Origin of the sequence: Rhizobacter sp. LjRoot28 (assembly GCF_964253025.1) — a bacterium.
In the GTDB taxonomy this organism is placed as follows: Bacteria; Pseudomonadota; Gammaproteobacteria; order Burkholderiales; family Burkholderiaceae_C; genus Rhizobacter.
Map to the genome: position 1 here is coordinate 1340701 of NZ_CAXUQC020000001.1, position 17542 is coordinate 1358242.

Here is a 17542-nt window from a genome sequence, read left to right on the forward strand (position 1 = left end):
TTGGCCTCAGGCGGGAAGCCCGACGGGCGACTTCGCGAACGGAAGGAAGCGCGGCAGCGCCTCGACCCGTTCCAGCCAGGCGCGCACCGCCGCGTACGGCACCAGCGAGACATTGCCTTCGGGCGCCCGTGCGGTGTAGCCGTACAGGGCCAGGTCCGCGATGCTGGCCTCGGCCCCGACGAGGAAGGGCGAATCGGCCAGGTGACGTTCCATGAGCGCGAGCAGGGCGTTCGCGCGCGCGATGAGCGGCGTGGTGTCGACGTCGCGCTTGAACAGCACGGCGACCCGGGCCGCGCTGGCACCGTGAGCGAGCTCGCCGGCAGCGACGGACAGCCAGCGCTGGATGCGCGCTGCGTGCACCGGATCGCCGGGTTGCCAACGGGGGCCGCCGTATCGGGCGGCGAGGTAGACCAGGATGGCGTTCGAGTCGCTCAGGGTCACGTCGCCGTCCTGCAGCACCGGCACCTGCCCGAACGGGTTTAGCGCGAGGAAGTTCGGCTGCTTGTGCGCGCCCTTCAGCACGTCGACGTCCACCGTGCGGTACGGCAGGTCGAGCAGGTGCAGGAAGGCCTCGACGCGGTGGCTGTGGCCGGAGAGGGTGAGGCGATGCAGGGTGATGTCGGGCATGGTGCGGTGCCTGTGGGTGAGGAAGGTTGATGGGATGGCGCAGATTCTGGTTGCTGCGAACTGTTGAATAAATGGCCGCAACTGGAGTGCAGTGCTCCATTTGGCGGTTTAATATGCCGCGATGGACAAGCTGAAGGCCATGGCCACCTTTGTGCACATCGCCGAGGCCGGCTCGCTGACGGCGGCCGCCAAAGCCAGTGCGTCGTCCTTGCCCGCGGTGGTTCGCAGCCTGGCCGCGCTAGAGGGTCACCTCGGCGTGCGCCTCTTCAACCGCACCACCCGCCGCATCTCCCTGACCGCCGAAGGCCGGCACTACCTCGACCGTTGCCGCGCCGTGCTCGATGCAGTGGCGGAGGCCGAGGGTGAACTCGCCGCCGACGCGGCGGAACCGAGCGGAGAGCTCGTGGTCACCGCGCCGGCCCTGTTCGGAGAGATGTACGTGGCACCGGCCGTCACCCGCTTCGTCCAGCGATACGACAAGGTGCGCGTGCGCCTGCTGCTGTGGGACCGCGTCGTCAACTTGCTGGACGAGGGAATCGACGTCGCGGTGCGCATCGGTGAACTCAACGACTCGTCGCTCGTGGCCCAGGCCGTGGGCAGCTTGCGCCGCCCGGTGGTCGCGAGTCCGGAGTTCCTGCGCCGGCACGGTGTACCGGGCCATCCCGACGAGTTGCGCCATGCCAATTGCATCCGCTTCACCGGGCTGCCGGCGGGAGGGTGGCTGTTCCACGATGGCCGGCGCCAGTTCCAGGTGCCGGTCACCGGCAACCTCGAATTTAACCGCGCAGCGCCGGCGGCCAGTGCCTGCGTGGCCGGCCTGGGCTTCGGCATGTTCATCTCGTACCAGGTCGCTCCGGACATCGCCGCGGGCCGGCTGCAGACCGTGCTCGAGCCCTTCGAGCCACCGCCTCGGCCCGTCAACCTCGTCTATCCGCATGCGCGGGGCCTGCCGGCGCGCACGCGGGTTTTCATCGCCTGGATGAAAGAGGCGCTGGCCCCGCTTGGGGGCTGAACTCGAAACGGCCACAATGGAGGCTCGTCTCCCGCCTGTCCCTTTGCCATGACCACTACTGCGCTGACGCTCTTGCTCATCGACACCGACGGCGCCGCCGTGCCCGACCTGGCACCGGACTCGCCATTCGGCCCGTTTGCATGCGAGCGGTGCACGGGCTTGGTTCAGGCAGGGGAGCGCCTGGTCGATCGGCGTTACGACGCCGTGATTGTGGCGGTGCGCCCCGTGGAGGCCAGAAAGCTGCTCGCCTGGCCTGGCCTCACCCAGGCAACGGTGGAGCCCGCCATGATCGTGCTCACGCCGGACGAGCCTGGCCACGACCTGGCCATCCGCTTGGTGGCCTCGGGCGTCCAGGACGTCCAGCCGATTCCGTCGTCAACCGCCTCGGCCGAGCTGCTGCCCCGCGCGGTGCGCCTGGCGATCGAGCGGAAGAACGTGGAGCGGCTGGCGCGCAAGTCCCTGGCCACCGACCTGATGACCGGCCTGCCCAACCAGGCTCAACTGGTCGAGCATGTGAACCAGCTCCTGGCGCTGCGCGAGCGTGAACCGGCGCCGATGGCGTTGCTGGCGGTGCGGGTGGAGGGCCTCGCCACGGCCGAGGCCCGCCTGGGCCGGGAGGCGGCCAACGTGCTGCGCCGCAAGATCGCCGTGCGTCTGCGCATGGGCCTGCGGGCGAGCGATGTCGTGGCGTCGGTTGGCCCCGATTCTTTCGTCGTGCTCTTGTCCAAGTTCCAGGAGCCGCAGGATGCGGACCGCGTTGCCGTCAAGCTCCGTGAAGCCCTGCATCCGCCGTTTCCCATCTCGGGCACCGAACTGGCGATTGCCGTGGCCACGGGCATTGCGCAGTTCCCCGACGACGGCCGGGACGCCATCAGCCTCGTCCGGCGAGCCACCGGCCTCGCGCTGGCCGCCACGGCCCTCGGTCGTGAAGGCTTCGCGAACCATGAAGAGCAGGGGCCGGTCTCTGCCGCCAACGAAGCGCCTCCGTTGCCCGGAACCTGACTGCGGCTGCGGGCGCCTCCCGGCGCCAGCCCGCAACCTCACGCCCCGTCGCGCTGTCGGCGCACCTCGCGCTGCTTCATCGCCACGTACTCGGCCTGTTCCATCTCGTGCAGCTGGCGCGGGTACCGCTCGGTTGCGGTGAACCACTGGCGCAGGCGACGGTCGTCGTCGTCGGGCACATCCAGGTAGGACTCCACGGCCAGGAAGTAGCGCATCGCGTTGCGCTCCACCACGCCACGCACGCCACCGACGTACACCGGCTGCCCGCGCTCGTTGCGTTGCGCAACGCTGAAGCCCACTTTGTCGCTGCCCACGGTGGCCAGGTAGCCCTGGAGGGCCATGCGGGCGGCCATTCCATACCCGTACGAGTACGACAAGCGCAGGAAGGAGCGCTGCGCATCGATGGGAACGGCTTCCAGCGTGATGCGGTAGTCGCGCGTGCTGAGCGGTCCCTTGTCGGCGCTCAGCTCCACGGCCAAGTGGTTGGCGGTCTGGGCGAGCACCCGGTACTTGAAGTCGACGCCGTAGGCGTCCTTCAGGGGCTGGTCAAACTTGCGCCCGACCTTGACCGTCAGGGTCTCCGACCCTTTGGGGGCGAGGCACTGCTTCACGTTGAACGGAAGGATCAGCACCTCGCACCAGTTCGCGCGCGCACTGAGCGCTTCCGCCACCTGGGCGAAAGGATGCGAGACGACGGCATGCACGTCGCCCTTGAGGTTGCCGTCCGCTTCGCTCGACTCGATGTGCAGGGGGCGGCCGTAGGCGTTGCGCGCCAAGGCCGATTGCAGCTGCACGTAGCTTGCGCGCAAGAGGGCGGGGTCGCCCTTCGTCTGCGCGTTCAGCGGTCCCGGCAGGCAGGCCATTGCCACCAGGGCCGGAGCGAGTATGCGAACGAGGGAAGACAGCTTCATCGGCAAGGGCTCCGTCGGGTGCACGAATGCGGGAGGTCTGGCTCGTGCCAGGTCAGGCGCCATCAACGGGCGCACTGTCCATCATGGAGACGCCCCGCGGCGCCGGGTTCCCTTGAACTTGTATCAGAGCCAGTATTCCCAGGCCTTGCTCAGTGCTTCCTTGAGTCGCAGCCGCAGGCCGCGGGCTCGCCAGGCATCGAGCGTGACCTCGCTCGACTCCGCCAGGTCCCGGGCGAAGAGCGCCTGCAGCTGTCGCCCGAAGTCGCCGCCCAGCACGACGGCATTGACCTCCAGGTTGTGCAGGAAGCTGCGCCAGTCGAGGTTGGTGGAGCCGACCGTGGCCCACACGCCGTCGATCAGCGCGGTCTTCGAGTGCAGCAGCGCGCCCTTGCGCTCATAGATCCGGATGCCGGCCTCCAGCAGTTCGGTGTAGGACGCCCGGCCGGCATGGAAGACAAGCCCGGAGTCCGTCTTGCTGGGCAGCAGCAGCACCACCTTCACGCCTCGGGCGGCGGCCGCCTTCAGTGCGTCCATCAGCTGCGGGTCCGGCACGAAGTAGGCGTTGGTGATGAGGATGTCGGTCTCGGCGCTGTTGATGGCGGAGATCAGGGTGGCGTAGATGAGGCTGAAGGGTTCGTCCGGCGAGCTGCCGATGGCGCGCACGACGTCGCCGCCGGCTGGTTTGATGTCCGGGAAGTACTTGCGCGGCGGCAGGGGCGGGCCTTTCTGCGTGGACCAGACGCCCATGAACAGCCGCTGCAGATCGGCGACAACCGGGCCGTCGATCTGGATGTGGGTGTCCCGCCAGGGAAGGGCGTCAGCGGACTTGTCGCCATCGCGCCGGCTGCCCGAGCCGCTGCTGCGGCCGGAACGCTTGCTGAAGGAACCACCTTCGTAGACGCTGCTGATGTTGATCCCGCCCAGGAACGCCTGACGGCCGTCGACGATGAGCAGCTTGCGGTGGTCGCGTTCGTTGACGTCCCATCCCGCTTTCGCGGTGAGCGGGTTGACCGGGTTGTATTCGACGGTGAGGATGCCGGCGTCGCGCAACTGCTGGAAGAACTCGCGGCGTGTGCCCAGGGTGCCCACGCTGTCGTAGATGACGCTCACCTGCACGCCCGCGCGCTGCTTGCGCATCAGCACCTCGGCGAACTGCTGGCCCACCTCGTCGTCCTCGAGGATGTAGGTTTCCAGGTGGATGTGATCCCGCGCGGCCTCGATGGCGGCGAACATCGCGCGGTAGGTGTTCGGTCCGTCGACGAGCAGGGTCACGCGGTTGCCGATGACCAGCGGGGTGCCGGCCACGGCCTCTTCAAAGGCGAGGTGGCGGTCGAAGATGCTCGTCGGCTTGCCGCCGGCCTGCAAGCGGGCCAGCACGGCCTCGGAACGCGCCCGGCTGAGCGGGCCGTTCGCACCGTCCATCTGCACCCGATCGCTTGTGCGAGCGAGGTCCGGCACGATGGTCGGCAAGGTGCTGCAAGCGCTGGTGGCCAGCACGAGGCAGAGGGTCAGCAGGGCGCGCCAGGCGCTCGGTGAGGTGGGCATGGAAACTCCGCGGCGCCACGATGGCGCGTTATGGAGTCTCGCAGATCAGGCTCGGGCCGTGGCTCGGGCAACCTCGGGGATCAGGTCCGGGCCGCCGTAGATGAAGCCCGTGTAGAGCTGCACCAGGTCGGCTCCGGCGGTGATTTTGGCGGCGGCGTCAGCGCCGCTCATGATGCCGCCGACCCCGATGATCGGATACCCGGGGCCGAGGGCCGCGCGCAACTGGGAGATCACTCGATTGCTGGCCTCGAAGACAGGCGCACCCGACAGCCCGCCGGTTTCCTCGCCATGCGGCAGGTGGCGCACGGCATCCCGGCCGATGGTGGTGTTGGTGGCGATGACGCCGTCGATGCCGGTGCGCGTGAGGGTGCGCGCAATGACCTGCACCTGTGCCTCGTCCAGGTCGGGGGCGATCTTCACGAAGATCGGCGCGCGCCGGCCGTGGCGGGCCGCGAGTTCCCGGCCCCGGGCTTCGATCGCCGTGAGCAGTGCGTCGAGGGCTTCGTCCGATTGCAGGTCGCGAAGGTTCTTCGTGTTGGGCGAGGAGATGTTCACCGTCACGTAATCGGCATGCGGATACACGCCGTCGAGGCACAGCAGGTAGTCGTCCAGGGCGCGTTCGATCGGGGTGGCCGCGTTCTTGCCGATGTTCAGTCCCAGCACGCCGCCGCGCTGACGGAAGCTGCGGCTGCGGCGCACGTTGGCGATGAACACCTCCAGGCCTTCGTTGTTGAAGCCGAGCCGGTTGATGAGGGCACGTGCTTCCGGTAAGCGGAACATGCGCGGCTTCGGGTTCCCGGGCTGACCCACCGGGGTCACGGTGCCCACTTCGACGAAGCCGAACCCCATCGCCCCGAAGGCATCGATGCAGCGCCCGTTCTTGTCGAGCCCGGCGGCCAGGCCGACCCGGTTCGGAAAGTCGATGCCGGCCACGCGCACCGGGCTGTCGATGCGCGGCTGCGACATCAGGCACATCAGCGGCGTGTGCTGGATCCGCGCCAGCGTGGCAAGCGTCACGTCATGGGCCTGTTCCGGGTCAAGGCTGAAGAGGAAAGGGCGGGAGAGGGCGTAAGGAACGAGGGCCATGCGGACAGGGGTCTTGGATAATGGCGGGATTGTCTCAAACACCGAGTGATCCATGACCCAAGATGAACTGAAGGTGCTGGTCGGCCAGGCCGCCCTCGACTACGTGGTGCCCGGCAGCGTCGTGGGCGTCGGTACCGGCTCGACGGTCAACTGTTTCATCGACGCGCTGGCCACCATGAAGGACCGCATCGCGGGCGCCGTGTCCAGCAGCGAGAAGAGCACGCAGCGGCTCCTGGCCCACGGCATTGCCGTTCTCGACAGCAACACCGTCTCGAGCATTCCGGTCTACATCGACGGCGCGGACGAGATCGACCACCAGGGCAACATGGTCAAGGGTGGCGGCGCGGCACTGACGCGCGAGAAGATCGTGGCGGATACCGCAGAGCGCTTCGTCTGCATTGCAGATGCCTCCAAGCTGGTCGATGTGCTCGGAGCCTTTCCCCTGCCGGTGGAGGTGATTCCCATGGCGGCCGCTCAGATCATGCGTCGGCTGCAGGCCCTGGGCGGCCAGCCCAGCCTGCGTGAAGGCGTCGTCACCGACAACGGCTGCCACATCATCGACGTGCGCGGGCTGCGCATCGCGAATCCGGCCGAGATGGAGCGCGAGATCAACCAGTGGCCCGGTGTGGTGACGGTCGGCATCTTCGCGCGCAACCGGGCGAGCGTGTGCCTGCTCGGCACGCCGGACGGTGTCAAGACGCTGACTTTCTAGCCCCCACGCCCGTCGAGTCGCGGCAAAAGCGCGTACCCTCGGGCTGTTGCCACTTTTGCAACTCGCTGCAAGGACCTGCCCATGGCAAAACCAAACTATTCGTTCGAGAAGCGCCAGCGCGAGCTGGCCAAGAAGAAGAAGAAAGAAGAGAAGCTGAAGGAAAAGGCGGTCCGCAAGACGCATGGCGATGGTGGCCCGGAAACCGAATCGCCGGAGGCCGACCCCGCTGAAGCCGCACCGCCGGCTGAAGGCTCCCCCGCTCCCTGAACCTGTGTCCCTTCGCTCGCCTTCCTGCGCCTGAGCCAGAGCCCCGGGCCTCAGGACATGGGTCGGCCTGCAGCGCCCACCCGACGCGCGGCGCGAATCGCGAACCGGGCCGGGTCAACGGCCTCGATCAGGCTGGCCGACACAGGCGCCGGGGCGCCGGCGATCATCGAGGCCACGAGCTGGCCCCCCAGCGCGCCCCATGTGATGCCGCGCGAGCCCAGTCCGCTGAACACATACAGTCCCTCCTGGCGTGCGACGAAGCGCGCCTGCTCGGCCGCGGCCGCGTGCACGGCGTTGGGCTCGGGCACCGCGCCGATGAGCGGCAGCCGGTCGTCGCTCACGCAACGCCAGCCGGTGCGCCCGCCCAGCGCTGACACATCGAGTTCAAGCGGCTGCGCGAGGAGTCGTTGGAGTTGCGCGAGGTTGTACCGGTGGTCGGCCTCGCGGAGCGCTGGATCCATGTCGCCCGCTTGCGCCGTGGCGCCGAACAACAGCCGGCCGTCGAGTGGCGGAATGATGTAGCCACCGCCAGCCACCGGAAGGCGGGGCAGTTGCAGGTGGGACGGCATCGCCGCCGTGCTGATCTGGCCCCGCACCGGTCGCACCGGCCATGCGGCGCACCCCGCCAGGCGCAGCGCATCCTGGGCGTTGGCCAGCACGATGACCGACGCCTGGTCCACCACGGCATCCGATTCGTCGAGCGCATGCCATACCCCATCACGGCGTTCGATGCGGGCGACGGCCGTCCCGAGCCGCAGCTCGCAGAGCGCCCCGGCGTCGGCCAGCAGCGCCCGAGCAAGACCTGCCGGGTGCACCCATCCGCCCATGGGATAGAACCATGCGGGCTGCTGCAGCGGCAGACCGCTCCGATGGGCCGCCTGCTCGGGGTCCAGCGCTTGCACGTAGTCGCGGCCGAGTCCGAGCCGGGTGAGGAGGGCCTGCATGCGGACGGGATCGGTGCCCGCCTGTTCAAGTCGCAGCAGGCCGTCGGCGGACCCCTTGACGCCGTGCCGTTCGACGGCATGGCGCACGGCTTCGGCGGCGGCGAACGAGGCCACGCGATTGAAGCGGGCGTGCGGGCCGTCGTCCGGATTCACGGTGCCGTGGAAGAGCCCGGCCGGGTTGCCGGAGCCTTCGAGCGCTGGCGCCGGGCCACGTTCGAGCACGGTGCTGCGCCAGCCGTGGCGGGCCAGTGCGGCAGCGGTTGCAGCACCCGCCAGGCCGGCTCCGATGACAAGCGCGCGTCCGGGCGCCCGCGCACCCGGCGCGGCGTGCAACGGCATGCGGCTGGGCGTGAACCTCGGCCGGTAGCAGGCGAATGGCTGGCCGGACGGCAGCAATTCGAAACCACGCGCGCGCAGCGCGTTCCGAAGCTCCGGCGGCGGCTCTCCGATCGTCGTGACGGTGGCCTCGGGCGCCGCCAGTCGCGCCATTGCCTTCGGCAGGGCCACGGCATCGATCTCGCTCGACACGAGAAGGAATGCGTCGACCTGGCCGACCAACTCGCGCCACGCCGCGCGCCGTTCCCCGCAGGCCAGGAAGAGGTTGACCCGTCCATCGGCCAGGGAGAGGGTGTGGAGGTCGGGCGTCGAGGGCGGCCATGCGTGCGGCGTCGACAGGCCGAGTCGGGCACAGGCTTGTGAGAAGGCGCCGGACTGCAATGGCGAACCGGCGATGGCCACGATGTCGATCCGGTTGCTGCGCGCCGGGTCGGCGGACCACTCGGCCCACAGCCGGGCCACGGCGTCGCCCTCGCCGAAGTCATCGATGAGCACGGCGAAGCGCTCGCGCCCCTGCCATCGGGCCGGCAGTGCAAGCGATGACAAGATCGGCATGAGGTTCAGCGCTTCAGCGATGGCACGCGACCGGCGCAGTGCGAGCCCGCCGATCGGCCATGAAAAAGGGCACCGAGGTGCCCTTGATCGTGTGTCGTCGGCATGCCGGACAACTGCATGGATCCGCTCAGACGCGCTTGCGGTATTCGTGCGTGCGGGTGTCGATTTCGATCTTGTCGCCGGTTTCGACGAACAGGGGGACCGAGATCTCGAAGCCCGTGGCCAGCTTGGCAGGCTTCAGCACCTTGCCCGAGGTGTCGCCCTTGACGGCCGGCTCGGTGTAGGTGACTTCACGCACCAGGCTCGTCGGCAGTTCGACCGAGATGGCCTTGCCTTCGTAGAACACCACTTCGACGGGCATGCCGTCTTCGAGGTACTGGATGGCGTCGCCCATGTTCTCGGACTCGACCTCGAACTGGTTGTACTCGGCGTCCATGAACGCGTACATCGGGTCGGCGAAGTAGGAGTAGGTGCACTCCTTCTTGTCGAGGATGATCTGGTCCATCTTGTCGTCGGCCTTGAAGACGACTTCGGTGCCGGAGTTGCTCAGCAGGCTCTTGAGCTTCATGCGCACGGTGGCTGCGTTGCGGCCGCCGCGGCTGTATTCCGTCTTCAACACGACCATGGGGTCCTTGTTGTACATGATGACGTTGCCGGCGCGAATTTCCTGTGCGATCTTCATGGCGATTTCCACTGTCTGGAGCGGGGACCCAGGGGCACGATGCCCGATGGCCCTGACGCGGGGGTGCGCGTGCCGCAAACTGCCAGAACGCGCAAAGCCTTGGATTTTAGCGCGATTCGATGGCGAATTGGCGCAATCCCGTCACGAGATCCTCACGTTGGCGCAGGTGGCGCTGCCAGCTGAGGCACCGCTCCGACCAGGCCTCCTCCGGGGGCAACTGCGCAGGCAGTGTCATCTCGCCGTTCCATCCTGCCCACCAGGCCTGCACCGCCCCGGCCAGCGCCGGTGAGGCACCGGCGAGAAACCGCTCCAGGAAGGCATTCAGCTTGGGCAGGTGGGCACCGTCCTCCTGAGGATAGATCTGCCAGACGAACGGGCGCCCCGCCCACTGCGCACGCACGAAGGAATCCTCGCCGCGGACGAAGTTCAGGTCGCAGGCCCAGAGCAACCGGTCGTAGCCGCGTTGGGTCAGGTAGGGCAGGCGGCGGGTCCGCACGCCGGGCGGCAGGCGGCCGGGCAGATCGGCCCCCGGCGTCAGTAGCAGCAAGGTCGGCTGCTCGGCCAGCCGGGCGGGCAGTTCGGCCAGCGCGGTGTTGGCATAGCAGAACACGCTCACCAGCCGCTCGCCCTGGTGGACGTTCACGCCGTTGGCCTTCAGCCAGGCTTCCCTGTCGAAGGCGGTGCGGGCCGCCTCGAGCCCGGGTTCGCGGATGAGGCCGCCGGTGGCTGCGGTGAAGCCGGGGTAGTAGAACCATTTGGTGAGGCCGCGGCCGGGTCCGCTGAACTGCGGCGAAGGCAGACGGTGCGAGCGTTCGACGTACGCCTCGGCACTGAGGTACTCGAGGTTGATCCATGCGGGCGGGCGCGATGCACTGGCCATGGCGGCAGCGAAGGCTGCGGGCAGTTCGCAGCCGAACGCCTCGACCACGACGTCGCCCGGGGGTGGCAGGGCGACCCCTTCGTCAGGCCAGGGCAGGAGCTGAACACCGGCCGCGCCGCCGGGCGCCATCCACACCAGCGCCGAGGCATCGTCGACCCACAGGCGCACGGCGTCGCCGCGCGACGCGAGGTCGGCGGCGAGCCGCCAGCAGACGCCGATGTCACCGTGGTTGTCGATGACGCGGCAGAACACATCCCATTGCATCCCCGGATTATCGGAGGGGCGGCAAAATGGCGCCCTCATGACCGACCCCAACCCGTCCCTGCCGATCGAGGCCGACACCGACCCGGTGCGCCGCCAGCTGCTGAGCGATGTCGCGGCGTTGCCCGGCCTGCCGGGCGTGTACCGGTATTTCGACGCCCAGGATCAGGTGTTGTACGTCGGCAAGGCGCGGGACCTGAAGAAGCGCGTCTCGAGCTACTTCCAGAAGAACCACGGCGGCACCCGCATCGGCCACATGGTCAGCAAGATCGTGCGCATGGAGACGACGGTCGTGCGCTCCGAGGCCGAGGCGCTGCTGCTCGAGAACAACCTCATCAAGACGCTCAACCCGCGGTACAACATCCTGTTCCGCGACGACAAGAGCTACCCCTACCTGAAGATCGCCTCGCATGCGTTCCCACGCATGGCGTATTACCGTGGGTCGGTCGACCGCCGGCACCGCTACTTCGGCCCCTATCCCAGCGCATGGGCGGTGAAGGAATCCATCCAGTTGCTGCAGAAGGTGTTCCGGCTGCGCACCTGTGAGGACACCGTCTTCAACAACCGCACGCGGCCTTGCCTGCTGTACCAGATCAAGCGCTGCTCCGGGCCGTGCGTCGACTACATCTCGCAGGAAGACTATGCGCGTGACGTGATGAACGCCGAACGCTTCCTGCTGGGCGAGCAGCAGGAGGTGATGGACCGCCTGCAGGGCCAGATGATGTCGCATGCCGAGAAGCTCGAGTTCGAGCAGGCGGCCGAGATCCGCAACCAGCTGGGCGCGCTGTCATTGGTGCTGCACCAGCAGTCGGTCGAGGACAACCGCGGCGGCGACACCAAGGACGCCGACATCCTGGCCGTGAAGGTGCAGGGCGGGCGGGCCTGCGTCAACCTGGCCATGGTGCGGGGAGGGCGGCACCTGGGCGACCGGCCGTATTTCCCGACGCACGTGGACGACGCGACGGCGCTGTCGGCCGAGGACCTGGCGGAACGTGGCGCCATGCCCAGTCCGGAAATCCAGGTGCTCGAGGCCTTCATCGCGCAGCACTACCTCGACAGCGCGGTGCCGCCGCTGCTCGTGCTGAGCCATCCGGTCGACAAGGCGCTCATCGAGGCGCTGTCGCTCCAGAGCGGGGTGAAGGTGACGGCGCAGACCCAGCCGCGCGAGCCGCGTCGGGCCTGGCTCGACATGTGCATCACCGGCGCCGACCTCAAGCTCACCCGGCTACTCTCTGAAGAAGGTTCGCAGCAGGCGCGCACGCGCGCGCTTGTCGACGCCCTGGAGGTCGAAGTCGACAACCTCGACACCTTTCGCATCGAGTGTTTCGACATCAGCCACACCGCCGGCGAGGCGACGCAGGCATCCTGCGTCGTGTTCGAGGGCCACAAGATGCAGAGCAGCCAGTACCGTCGCTACAACATCGAAGGCATCACCGGCGGCGACGACTATGCCGCCATGCGCCAGGTGCTGACGCGCCGCTACAGCAAGATGGTCGCCGCGGCGGAGGCCGGCACCGCCCGCCTGCCTGACCTGGTGCTGGTCGACGGCGGCCGGGGCCAGGTCAGCATGGCACGCGAGGTGTTCGAGGAGCTCGGCATCGACCTGCGCCTCATCGTCGGCGTCGAGAAGGGGGAGGGCCGCAAGGTGGGCCTCGAGGAACTGGTGTTCGCCGATGGTCGCGCGAAGGTCTACCTCGGACACGATTCGGCCGCACTGATGCTCGTGGCCCAGATCCGCGACGAGGCCCACCGCTTCGCCATCACCGGCATGCGGGCGCGTCGGGCGAGCGTGCGCACCAGCGGCAGCCGCCTGGAGGACATTCCCGGCGTCGGGCCGCGCAAACGAGCCAAGCTGCTGCAGCGCTTCGGAGGCGTACGTGGCGTCGGCGACGCCAGCATCGAAGACCTGCAGACGGTGGATGGCATTTCCAGAGAGTTGGCAGAGGAGATCTATCGTGCGTTGCATTGAACCGCGCCTGGCACTGGCCACCGTCTTGCTGGTGCTGGCCGGTTGCGCCAGCGGGCCATCGGGCAAGCCGTCCGGCAACCCGCCGCTGATCGCCGAGCCGCCCACGCAGCTGGCTCCGCCGGCCAAGCTGCGTTCCATGCACGAAGTCCAGGTCCAAGCCGCGATGCGGCTGGTCGCGGCGCATCCCAATGGCACGTACGAGGGCGACCCGCCCGAAGTGCTGCTCGCCATTCCGGTGCTGGAGGTCGAATTGAACGGCAACGGCAGCGTTCGCCGCATCGAGGTGCTGCGTTTGCCGGGCCAGGCGCCGGAAACCACGCAGATCGCCATCGATGCGGTGCACCGCGCCGCGCCCTTCGGCAGCGTGTCGCACCTGCCCAAACCGTGGAAGTTCGTCGAGGTGTTCCTGTTCCAGGACGACCGTCGTTTCAAGCCGCGCACGCTCGATCGCTGAACGCGGTTCGTGCGATGAACGGTGCGGCAGCCGGAACTTCGGCACAATGCCCGCATGTTCTTCAATCTTCCCACCCTGCTGACCTGGGCGCGCATCGTCGCCATTCCGTTGATCGTCGGGGTGTTCTATCTTGAAGCCCTGACCGAGCCGACGCGCAATCTCATTGCGACCGTGCTCTTTGTCGTCTTCGCGCTCACCGACTGGGCCGACGGCTACCTGGCGCGGCGGATGAAGCTCACGTCCTCGTTCGGTGCCTTCCTCGACCCGGTCGCCGACAAGTTCCTCGTCTGCGCCGCGTTGCTGGTGCTGGTGCACCTGGGGCGCGTGCACGCGCTCGTGGCGCTCGTCATCATCGGACGCGAGATCGCCATCTCGGCGCTTCGCGAATGGATGGCCCAGATCGGCGCTTCTCGCAGCGTGGCCGTGCACATGGTGGGCAAGCTCAAGACGGCCGTGCAGATGACCGCCATTCCCTTCCTGCTGTACCACGGCACGCTGTTCGGCTTCTTCGATACGCAGTTGTGGGGCACCGTCCTCATCTACCTGTCGGCTGTGCTCACCATCTGGTCGATGGTCTATTACCTGCAAAAGGCATTGCCGGAGATCCGCGCGAAGGCGCGCTGACCCACTTTCCCCGCCTTACATGCGCAGTGCCGACTCCTGGTTGATCCGGGCCATGCCCGCGATCTTCATTCCCGTGTGGAGCACCGGCTTCATCGTCGCCCGCTACGGCATGCCGCATGCGCCACCGCTCACCTTCCTCGGGTGGCGCTATGCGCTGTCCATGCTCTGTTTCCTGGCATGGATCGCCTGGTCGCGCCCGGCCTGGCCGCGCGACCGCGCGCAGTGGTTTCACCTGGCCGTGACCGGCGTGCTGATGCATGGTGGATACCTGGGTGGCGTGTGGGCGGCGGTGAAGGCCGGCATGGGCGCGGGCACCATCGCGCTGCTGGTCGGTCTGCAGCCAGTCCTGACCGCGGTGTGGCTGAGCCGCCAGTCGGCGCCTGCCGGTGGCGCGCATGCGGTATCGCGCCGGCAATGGGCCGGCCTGGTGCTGGGCTTCCTCGGCCTGCTGCTGGTGGTATGGCACAAGCTCGGCGCCGGTGAAATCACACGCTTCAACCTCCTGCTCGCCCTGGTGGCCTTGCTCTCGATCACCGCGGGCACGCTCTACCAGAAGCGCCATGTGCTGCCCTGCGACGTGCGCACGGCCAACACGGTGCAACTCGGTGCGGCGCTGCTCGTCACCTTGCCCTTCGTGCCGTTCGAACAGGAGGCTGTCGTGCTGCATCCGCACTTCATCGGTGCGCTGGCCTGGTCGGTCGTCGGGCTGACGGTGGGTGGCAGTTCGTTGCTCTACATGCTCATCCAGCGAGGTGCCGCCGCCCAGGTGACCAGCCTGATGTACCTCGTGCCGCCTTGCACGGCGCTGCTGGCATGGCTGCTGTTCGGCGAACCGATCACGCTCGTGATGGTGGCCGGCATGGTGCTCATCGCCCTGGCAGTGGGGCTCGTCGTGAGGGCGCCTGCCACGCCGCCACGCGCGGCGGCGTGACCTTGGTTGTCAAGCGTGGAAGCACGCTGGGAGGGGCTCCGCCGATGCAGTTGATTACGCATAGAATCCCCTTCCGCGCTTGACACTGGGTATCCCTGCGGCTGTAATCGTTCGAGCCGCCCTGAGGCCGCCGCACGGCCAAGCACCGCCCGAATTCCTGTGAGACACCTTTAAAGACGAGGTACCTACGTGAACAAATCCGAATTGATTGAGCACATTGCCAAACAGGCCGACATTTCGAAAGCTGCGGCAACGCGCGCACTGGAAGCCCTCATCGGTGGTGTCAAATCAACCCTCAAGAAAAACAACAGCGTCTCGCTGGTGGGCTTCGGAACCTTCAGTGTCACGAAACGCGCGGCCCGTGCCGGCCGCAATCCGCGCACCGGCGCAGCCATCAAGATCAAGGCCGCCAAGGTGCCCAAGTTCCGTCCGGGCAAGGCCCTCAAGGACGCACTGAACTGATGAACCTGGAGCCCGGCGATCGGGCTCCACGCAAGTGAAGCAGTTGTTCTCGGGTGCTTAGCTCAGTTGGTAGAGCGGCGCCCTTACAAGGCGTAGGTCGGGGGTTCGAGCCCCTCAGCACCCACCACTCGGGGCAACGCCCGGTTCGCTGCGAACCGGGGCCGGCAGTAGACTAAAATCCCGCGATTCACTGCGCAAAGGCGAACCTTGGTTCGCCTTTGTCGCATCTGAAGAATCGCGAAAGCCCACAAGAAAACCAGAAGGGGCTCGCCTCCTTCAGACCGCTTCCACCGTTCGAGGCCCAGATGTTCGAAACCATCCGTTCCTATTCGCGCGTCCTGATGTACATCCTCGTGCCGTTGATCATCGGCTCGTTCGTGTTCGTCGGCGTCGACAGCTATTTCAACCTGCGCGAGACCGGCAACGAGGCCGTGGCCCGCGTGGATGGGCAGGACATCCGACAAAGCGAGTGGGACGCATCGTTCCGCGAGTCGGTCGAGCAGTTCCGCCGGCAGGCGCCCGGTCTGGACCTGCGCATGTTCGAGACGCCCGAGATGAAGCGCCAGGCACTCGATGAACTCGTGCGCGAGCGCGTCATGCGAGTCGCCGCGAACAAGAACGGCTTCCTGACGACGGACGACCGCCTGCTGAACTTCTATCGCAACGACCCGCAGTTCGCCCCGTTCCGCGGACCCGACGGCAACATCGATCGCGCGCGCCTCGAGATGGCGCTGGCCGCACAAGGCATGACGGTGCAGGGCCTGGAAGCCCGCATGCGCGACATGCTGGCGCTGCGCCAGGTGTCGCAGGGAATCACCGGCACCGTGATCGCGCCGCCCGCCGTTGCCGGCACGGCGCTCGATGCGATGTACCAGCAGCGCGAGGCGCAGATCGAGCGCTTCGATGCCGGCGCCTACGCCGCCAAGGTCAACCCGACCGATGCCGAGATCGAGGCCTACTACAAGGACCCGGCCCACCAGGCCCAGTTCCAGTCGACCGAGCAGGCTGACATCGAGTACGTCGTGCTCGACCTCGAGGCCGTGAAGAAGGGCATCACCGTCACGGACGAAGCGCTCAAGTCGTACTACACGCAGAACGAGCAGCGCTTCACCGCGCCCGAGGAACGCAAGGCACGCCACATCCTCATCAAGGCGGGCACGGGTGCCTCCGACGCCGAGCGTTCGGCCGCCAAGGCCAAGGCCGAGTCCTTGCAGGCATCGCTCGTCGCGAACCCCGCGACGTTTGCCGACGTGGCACGCAAGGAATCGCAGGACCCGGGTACCGCCGAGCGCGGTGGCGAGGTCGACACCTTCATTGCACGAGGCGACACCGACAAGGCCTACGAGACGGCGCTCTTCGGGCTCAAGCCCAACGAGGTGAGCGGCGTGGTGCCAACGTCCGAGGGCTTCTACATCATCCAGTTGCACGCCGTGCGTGGCGGCGAGAAGCGCAGCTTCGACGCGGTGCGCGCCGAGCTCGAGAACGAGGTCCGCACGCAGCAGGCCCAGTCCCGCTATGCCGAGGCGGCCAACGAGTTCACGAACACCGTCTATGAGCAGTCCGACAGCTTGAAGCCCATTGCCGAGAAGCTCAAGCTCGAGATCCGCACTGCCAAGGGCGTGGCGCGCGCGCCGCAGCAGGGGGCAGAAGGGCCGCTCGCCTCGCCCAAGCTGCTGGAAGCCATCTTTTCGAGCGATGCCTTGCGCAACAAGCGCAACACCGAGGCCGTGGAAACCCAGTCGAACCAGCTGACGGCGGCGCGCGTCACCGAATACCGGCCCGCCGCCTTGCGTCCGCTGGCCGAGGTGCGCGACCTGGTGAAGCAGCGCCTGGTCGCAACGCAGGCGGCCGCGCTGGCCCGCAAGGAGGGTGAGGCTCGCCTGGCGGCCGCCAAGGCGGCGCCGGCCACGGCGTTCGCCCAGCCGGCCGTGACCTTGTCGCGCGCCAAGGCCGACGAGTTCCCACGCGACATCGTGGACGCCGTCCTGAAGGCCCCGGCCACGGGCCTGCCGGCGGTGGTGGGGGTGGACCTGCAGGACCGGGGCTTTGCCGTCGTCCGTGTCACCAAGGTGCTCGGTCGCGACCCGGTCGCCGCCGATCCGAAGCAGGCCGGCGCCCAGTACGCGCAAGCGTGGGCAGCGGCTGAATCGGAGGCCTACTACCAGTCCCTCAAGACCCGGTACAAGGCCAAGGTGCTGGTGGGCGATGCGCCCGCACAAAATTCCTCTGAAGTCGGCGTCGCCAAATGAAGAAACCCAGGCTATAATCTCAGGCTTACTACG

Annotated in this window: 17 protein-coding genes and 1 tRNA gene; 11 read left to right on the forward strand and 7 right to left on the reverse strand. The window is 67.7% G+C overall.

Features of this window, described 5'->3' with window-relative positions; translation table 11 throughout:
- Positions 1 to 6: 6 nt before the first annotated feature.
- Positions 7 to 627 carry a glutathione S-transferase family protein gene (locus tag ACSQ2F_RS06365; protein ID WP_436020907.1) on the reverse strand — a complete coding sequence of 207 codons (621 nt, stop codon included), beginning with the start codon at positions 625 to 627 and terminating at the stop codon, positions 7 to 9.
- Positions 628 to 748: 121 nt separating this feature from the next.
- Here ACSQ2F_RS06365 and ACSQ2F_RS06370 point away from each other — a divergent pair, with 121 nt between their 5' ends.
- Positions 749 to 1639, forward strand: a complete 891-nt coding sequence (locus ACSQ2F_RS06370; protein WP_436020909.1) for a LysR family transcriptional regulator — start codon at positions 749 to 751, stop codon at positions 1637 to 1639.
- A 48-nt stretch (positions 1640 to 1687) separates the two neighbouring features.
- On the forward strand, positions 1688 to 2641 hold the full coding sequence (locus ACSQ2F_RS06375) for a GGDEF domain-containing protein (protein ID WP_436020911.1): 954 nt from the start codon (positions 1688 to 1690) through the stop codon (positions 2639 to 2641).
- 38 nt (positions 2642 to 2679) lie between these two features.
- On the opposite strand, the gene ACSQ2F_RS06380 is transcribed toward ACSQ2F_RS06375, so the two are convergent.
- The 3 genes from ACSQ2F_RS06380 to ACSQ2F_RS06390 form a co-directional block, all read right to left on the reverse strand.
- Positions 2680 to 3552 (reverse strand): hypothetical protein, encoded by an 873-nt coding sequence (locus tag ACSQ2F_RS06380; protein WP_436020913.1) that lies wholly within the window; start codon positions 3550 to 3552, stop codon positions 2680 to 2682.
- Positions 3553 to 3675: 123 nt separating this feature from the next.
- Positions 3676 to 5097, reverse strand: coding sequence for a phospholipase D-like domain-containing protein (locus ACSQ2F_RS06385; RefSeq protein ID WP_436020915.1), 1422 nt, complete (start codon positions 5095 to 5097; stop codon positions 3676 to 3678).
- 45 nt (positions 5098 to 5142) lie between these two features.
- Positions 5143 to 6183 (reverse strand): quinone-dependent dihydroorotate dehydrogenase, encoded by a 1041-nt coding sequence (locus tag ACSQ2F_RS06390; protein WP_436020917.1) that lies wholly within the window; start codon positions 6181 to 6183, stop codon positions 5143 to 5145.
- 52 nt (positions 6184 to 6235) lie between these two features.
- Here ACSQ2F_RS06390 and rpiA point away from each other — a divergent pair, with 52 nt between their 5' ends.
- Both rpiA and ACSQ2F_RS06400 read left to right on the forward strand, forming a co-directional pair.
- Complete coding sequence (gene rpiA, locus ACSQ2F_RS06395; protein WP_436020919.1) at positions 6236 to 6895, forward strand: ribose-5-phosphate isomerase RpiA; 660 nt, start codon at positions 6236 to 6238, stop codon at positions 6893 to 6895.
- Positions 6896 to 6976: 81 nt separating this feature from the next.
- Complete coding sequence (locus ACSQ2F_RS06400; RefSeq protein WP_436020921.1) at positions 6977 to 7162, forward strand: hypothetical protein; 186 nt, start codon at positions 6977 to 6979, stop codon at positions 7160 to 7162.
- A 50-nt stretch (positions 7163 to 7212) separates the two neighbouring features.
- On the opposite strand, the gene mnmC is transcribed toward ACSQ2F_RS06400, so the two are convergent.
- The 3 genes from mnmC to earP all read right to left on the reverse strand — a co-directional run bounded on the left by mnmC (position 7213) and on the right by earP (position 10823).
- Complete coding sequence (mnmC, locus tag ACSQ2F_RS06405; protein ID WP_436020923.1) at positions 7213 to 8997, reverse strand: FAD-dependent 5-carboxymethylaminomethyl-2-thiouridine(34) oxidoreductase MnmC; 1785 nt, start codon at positions 8995 to 8997, stop codon at positions 7213 to 7215.
- A gap of 127 nt (positions 8998 to 9124) precedes the next feature.
- Complete coding sequence (gene efp / locus ACSQ2F_RS06410; RefSeq protein ID WP_436020925.1) at positions 9125 to 9679, reverse strand: elongation factor P; 555 nt, start codon at positions 9677 to 9679, stop codon at positions 9125 to 9127.
- Positions 9680 to 9785: 106 nt separating this feature from the next.
- Positions 9786 to 10823, reverse strand: coding sequence for an elongation factor P maturation arginine rhamnosyltransferase EarP (gene earP, locus ACSQ2F_RS06415; protein WP_436020927.1), 1038 nt, complete (start codon positions 10821 to 10823; stop codon positions 9786 to 9788).
- Between the two features lie 37 nt (positions 10824 to 10860).
- Between earP and uvrC the strand changes: the two genes are divergently transcribed.
- The 7 genes from uvrC to ACSQ2F_RS06450 all read left to right on the forward strand — a co-directional run bounded on the left by uvrC (position 10861) and on the right by ACSQ2F_RS06450 (position 17509).
- Complete coding sequence (gene uvrC, locus ACSQ2F_RS06420; RefSeq protein ID WP_436020929.1) at positions 10861 to 12789, forward strand: excinuclease ABC subunit UvrC; 1929 nt, start codon at positions 10861 to 10863, stop codon at positions 12787 to 12789.
- Entirely contained in the window at positions 12776 to 13243 is a 468-nt protein-coding gene (locus ACSQ2F_RS06425; RefSeq protein WP_436020931.1) for a hypothetical protein, read from the forward strand. Before uvrC ends, ACSQ2F_RS06425 begins: the two co-directional genes overlap by 14 nt.
- Before the next feature lie 54 nt (positions 13244 to 13297).
- On the forward strand, positions 13298 to 13867 hold the full coding sequence (gene pgsA / locus ACSQ2F_RS06430; RefSeq protein ID WP_436020933.1) for a CDP-diacylglycerol--glycerol-3-phosphate 3-phosphatidyltransferase: 570 nt from the start codon (positions 13298 to 13300) through the stop codon (positions 13865 to 13867).
- A gap of 52 nt (positions 13868 to 13919) precedes the next feature.
- Positions 13920 to 14798 carry a DMT family transporter gene (locus tag ACSQ2F_RS06435; protein WP_436020935.1) on the forward strand — a complete coding sequence of 293 codons (879 nt, stop codon included), beginning with the start codon at positions 13920 to 13922 and terminating at the stop codon, positions 14796 to 14798.
- A gap of 189 nt (positions 14799 to 14987) precedes the next feature.
- On the forward strand, positions 14988 to 15260 hold the full coding sequence (locus ACSQ2F_RS06440; RefSeq protein WP_085751663.1) for an HU family DNA-binding protein: 273 nt from the start codon (positions 14988 to 14990) through the stop codon (positions 15258 to 15260).
- 51 nt (positions 15261 to 15311) lie between these two features.
- Positions 15312 to 15387, forward strand: a tRNA-Val gene (locus ACSQ2F_RS06445).
- 178 nt (positions 15388 to 15565) lie between these two features.
- Positions 15566 to 17509, forward strand: a complete 1944-nt coding sequence (locus tag ACSQ2F_RS06450) for a SurA N-terminal domain-containing protein (RefSeq protein WP_436020937.1) — start codon at positions 15566 to 15568, stop codon at positions 17507 to 17509.
- Positions 17510 to 17542 lie beyond the last annotated feature (33 nt).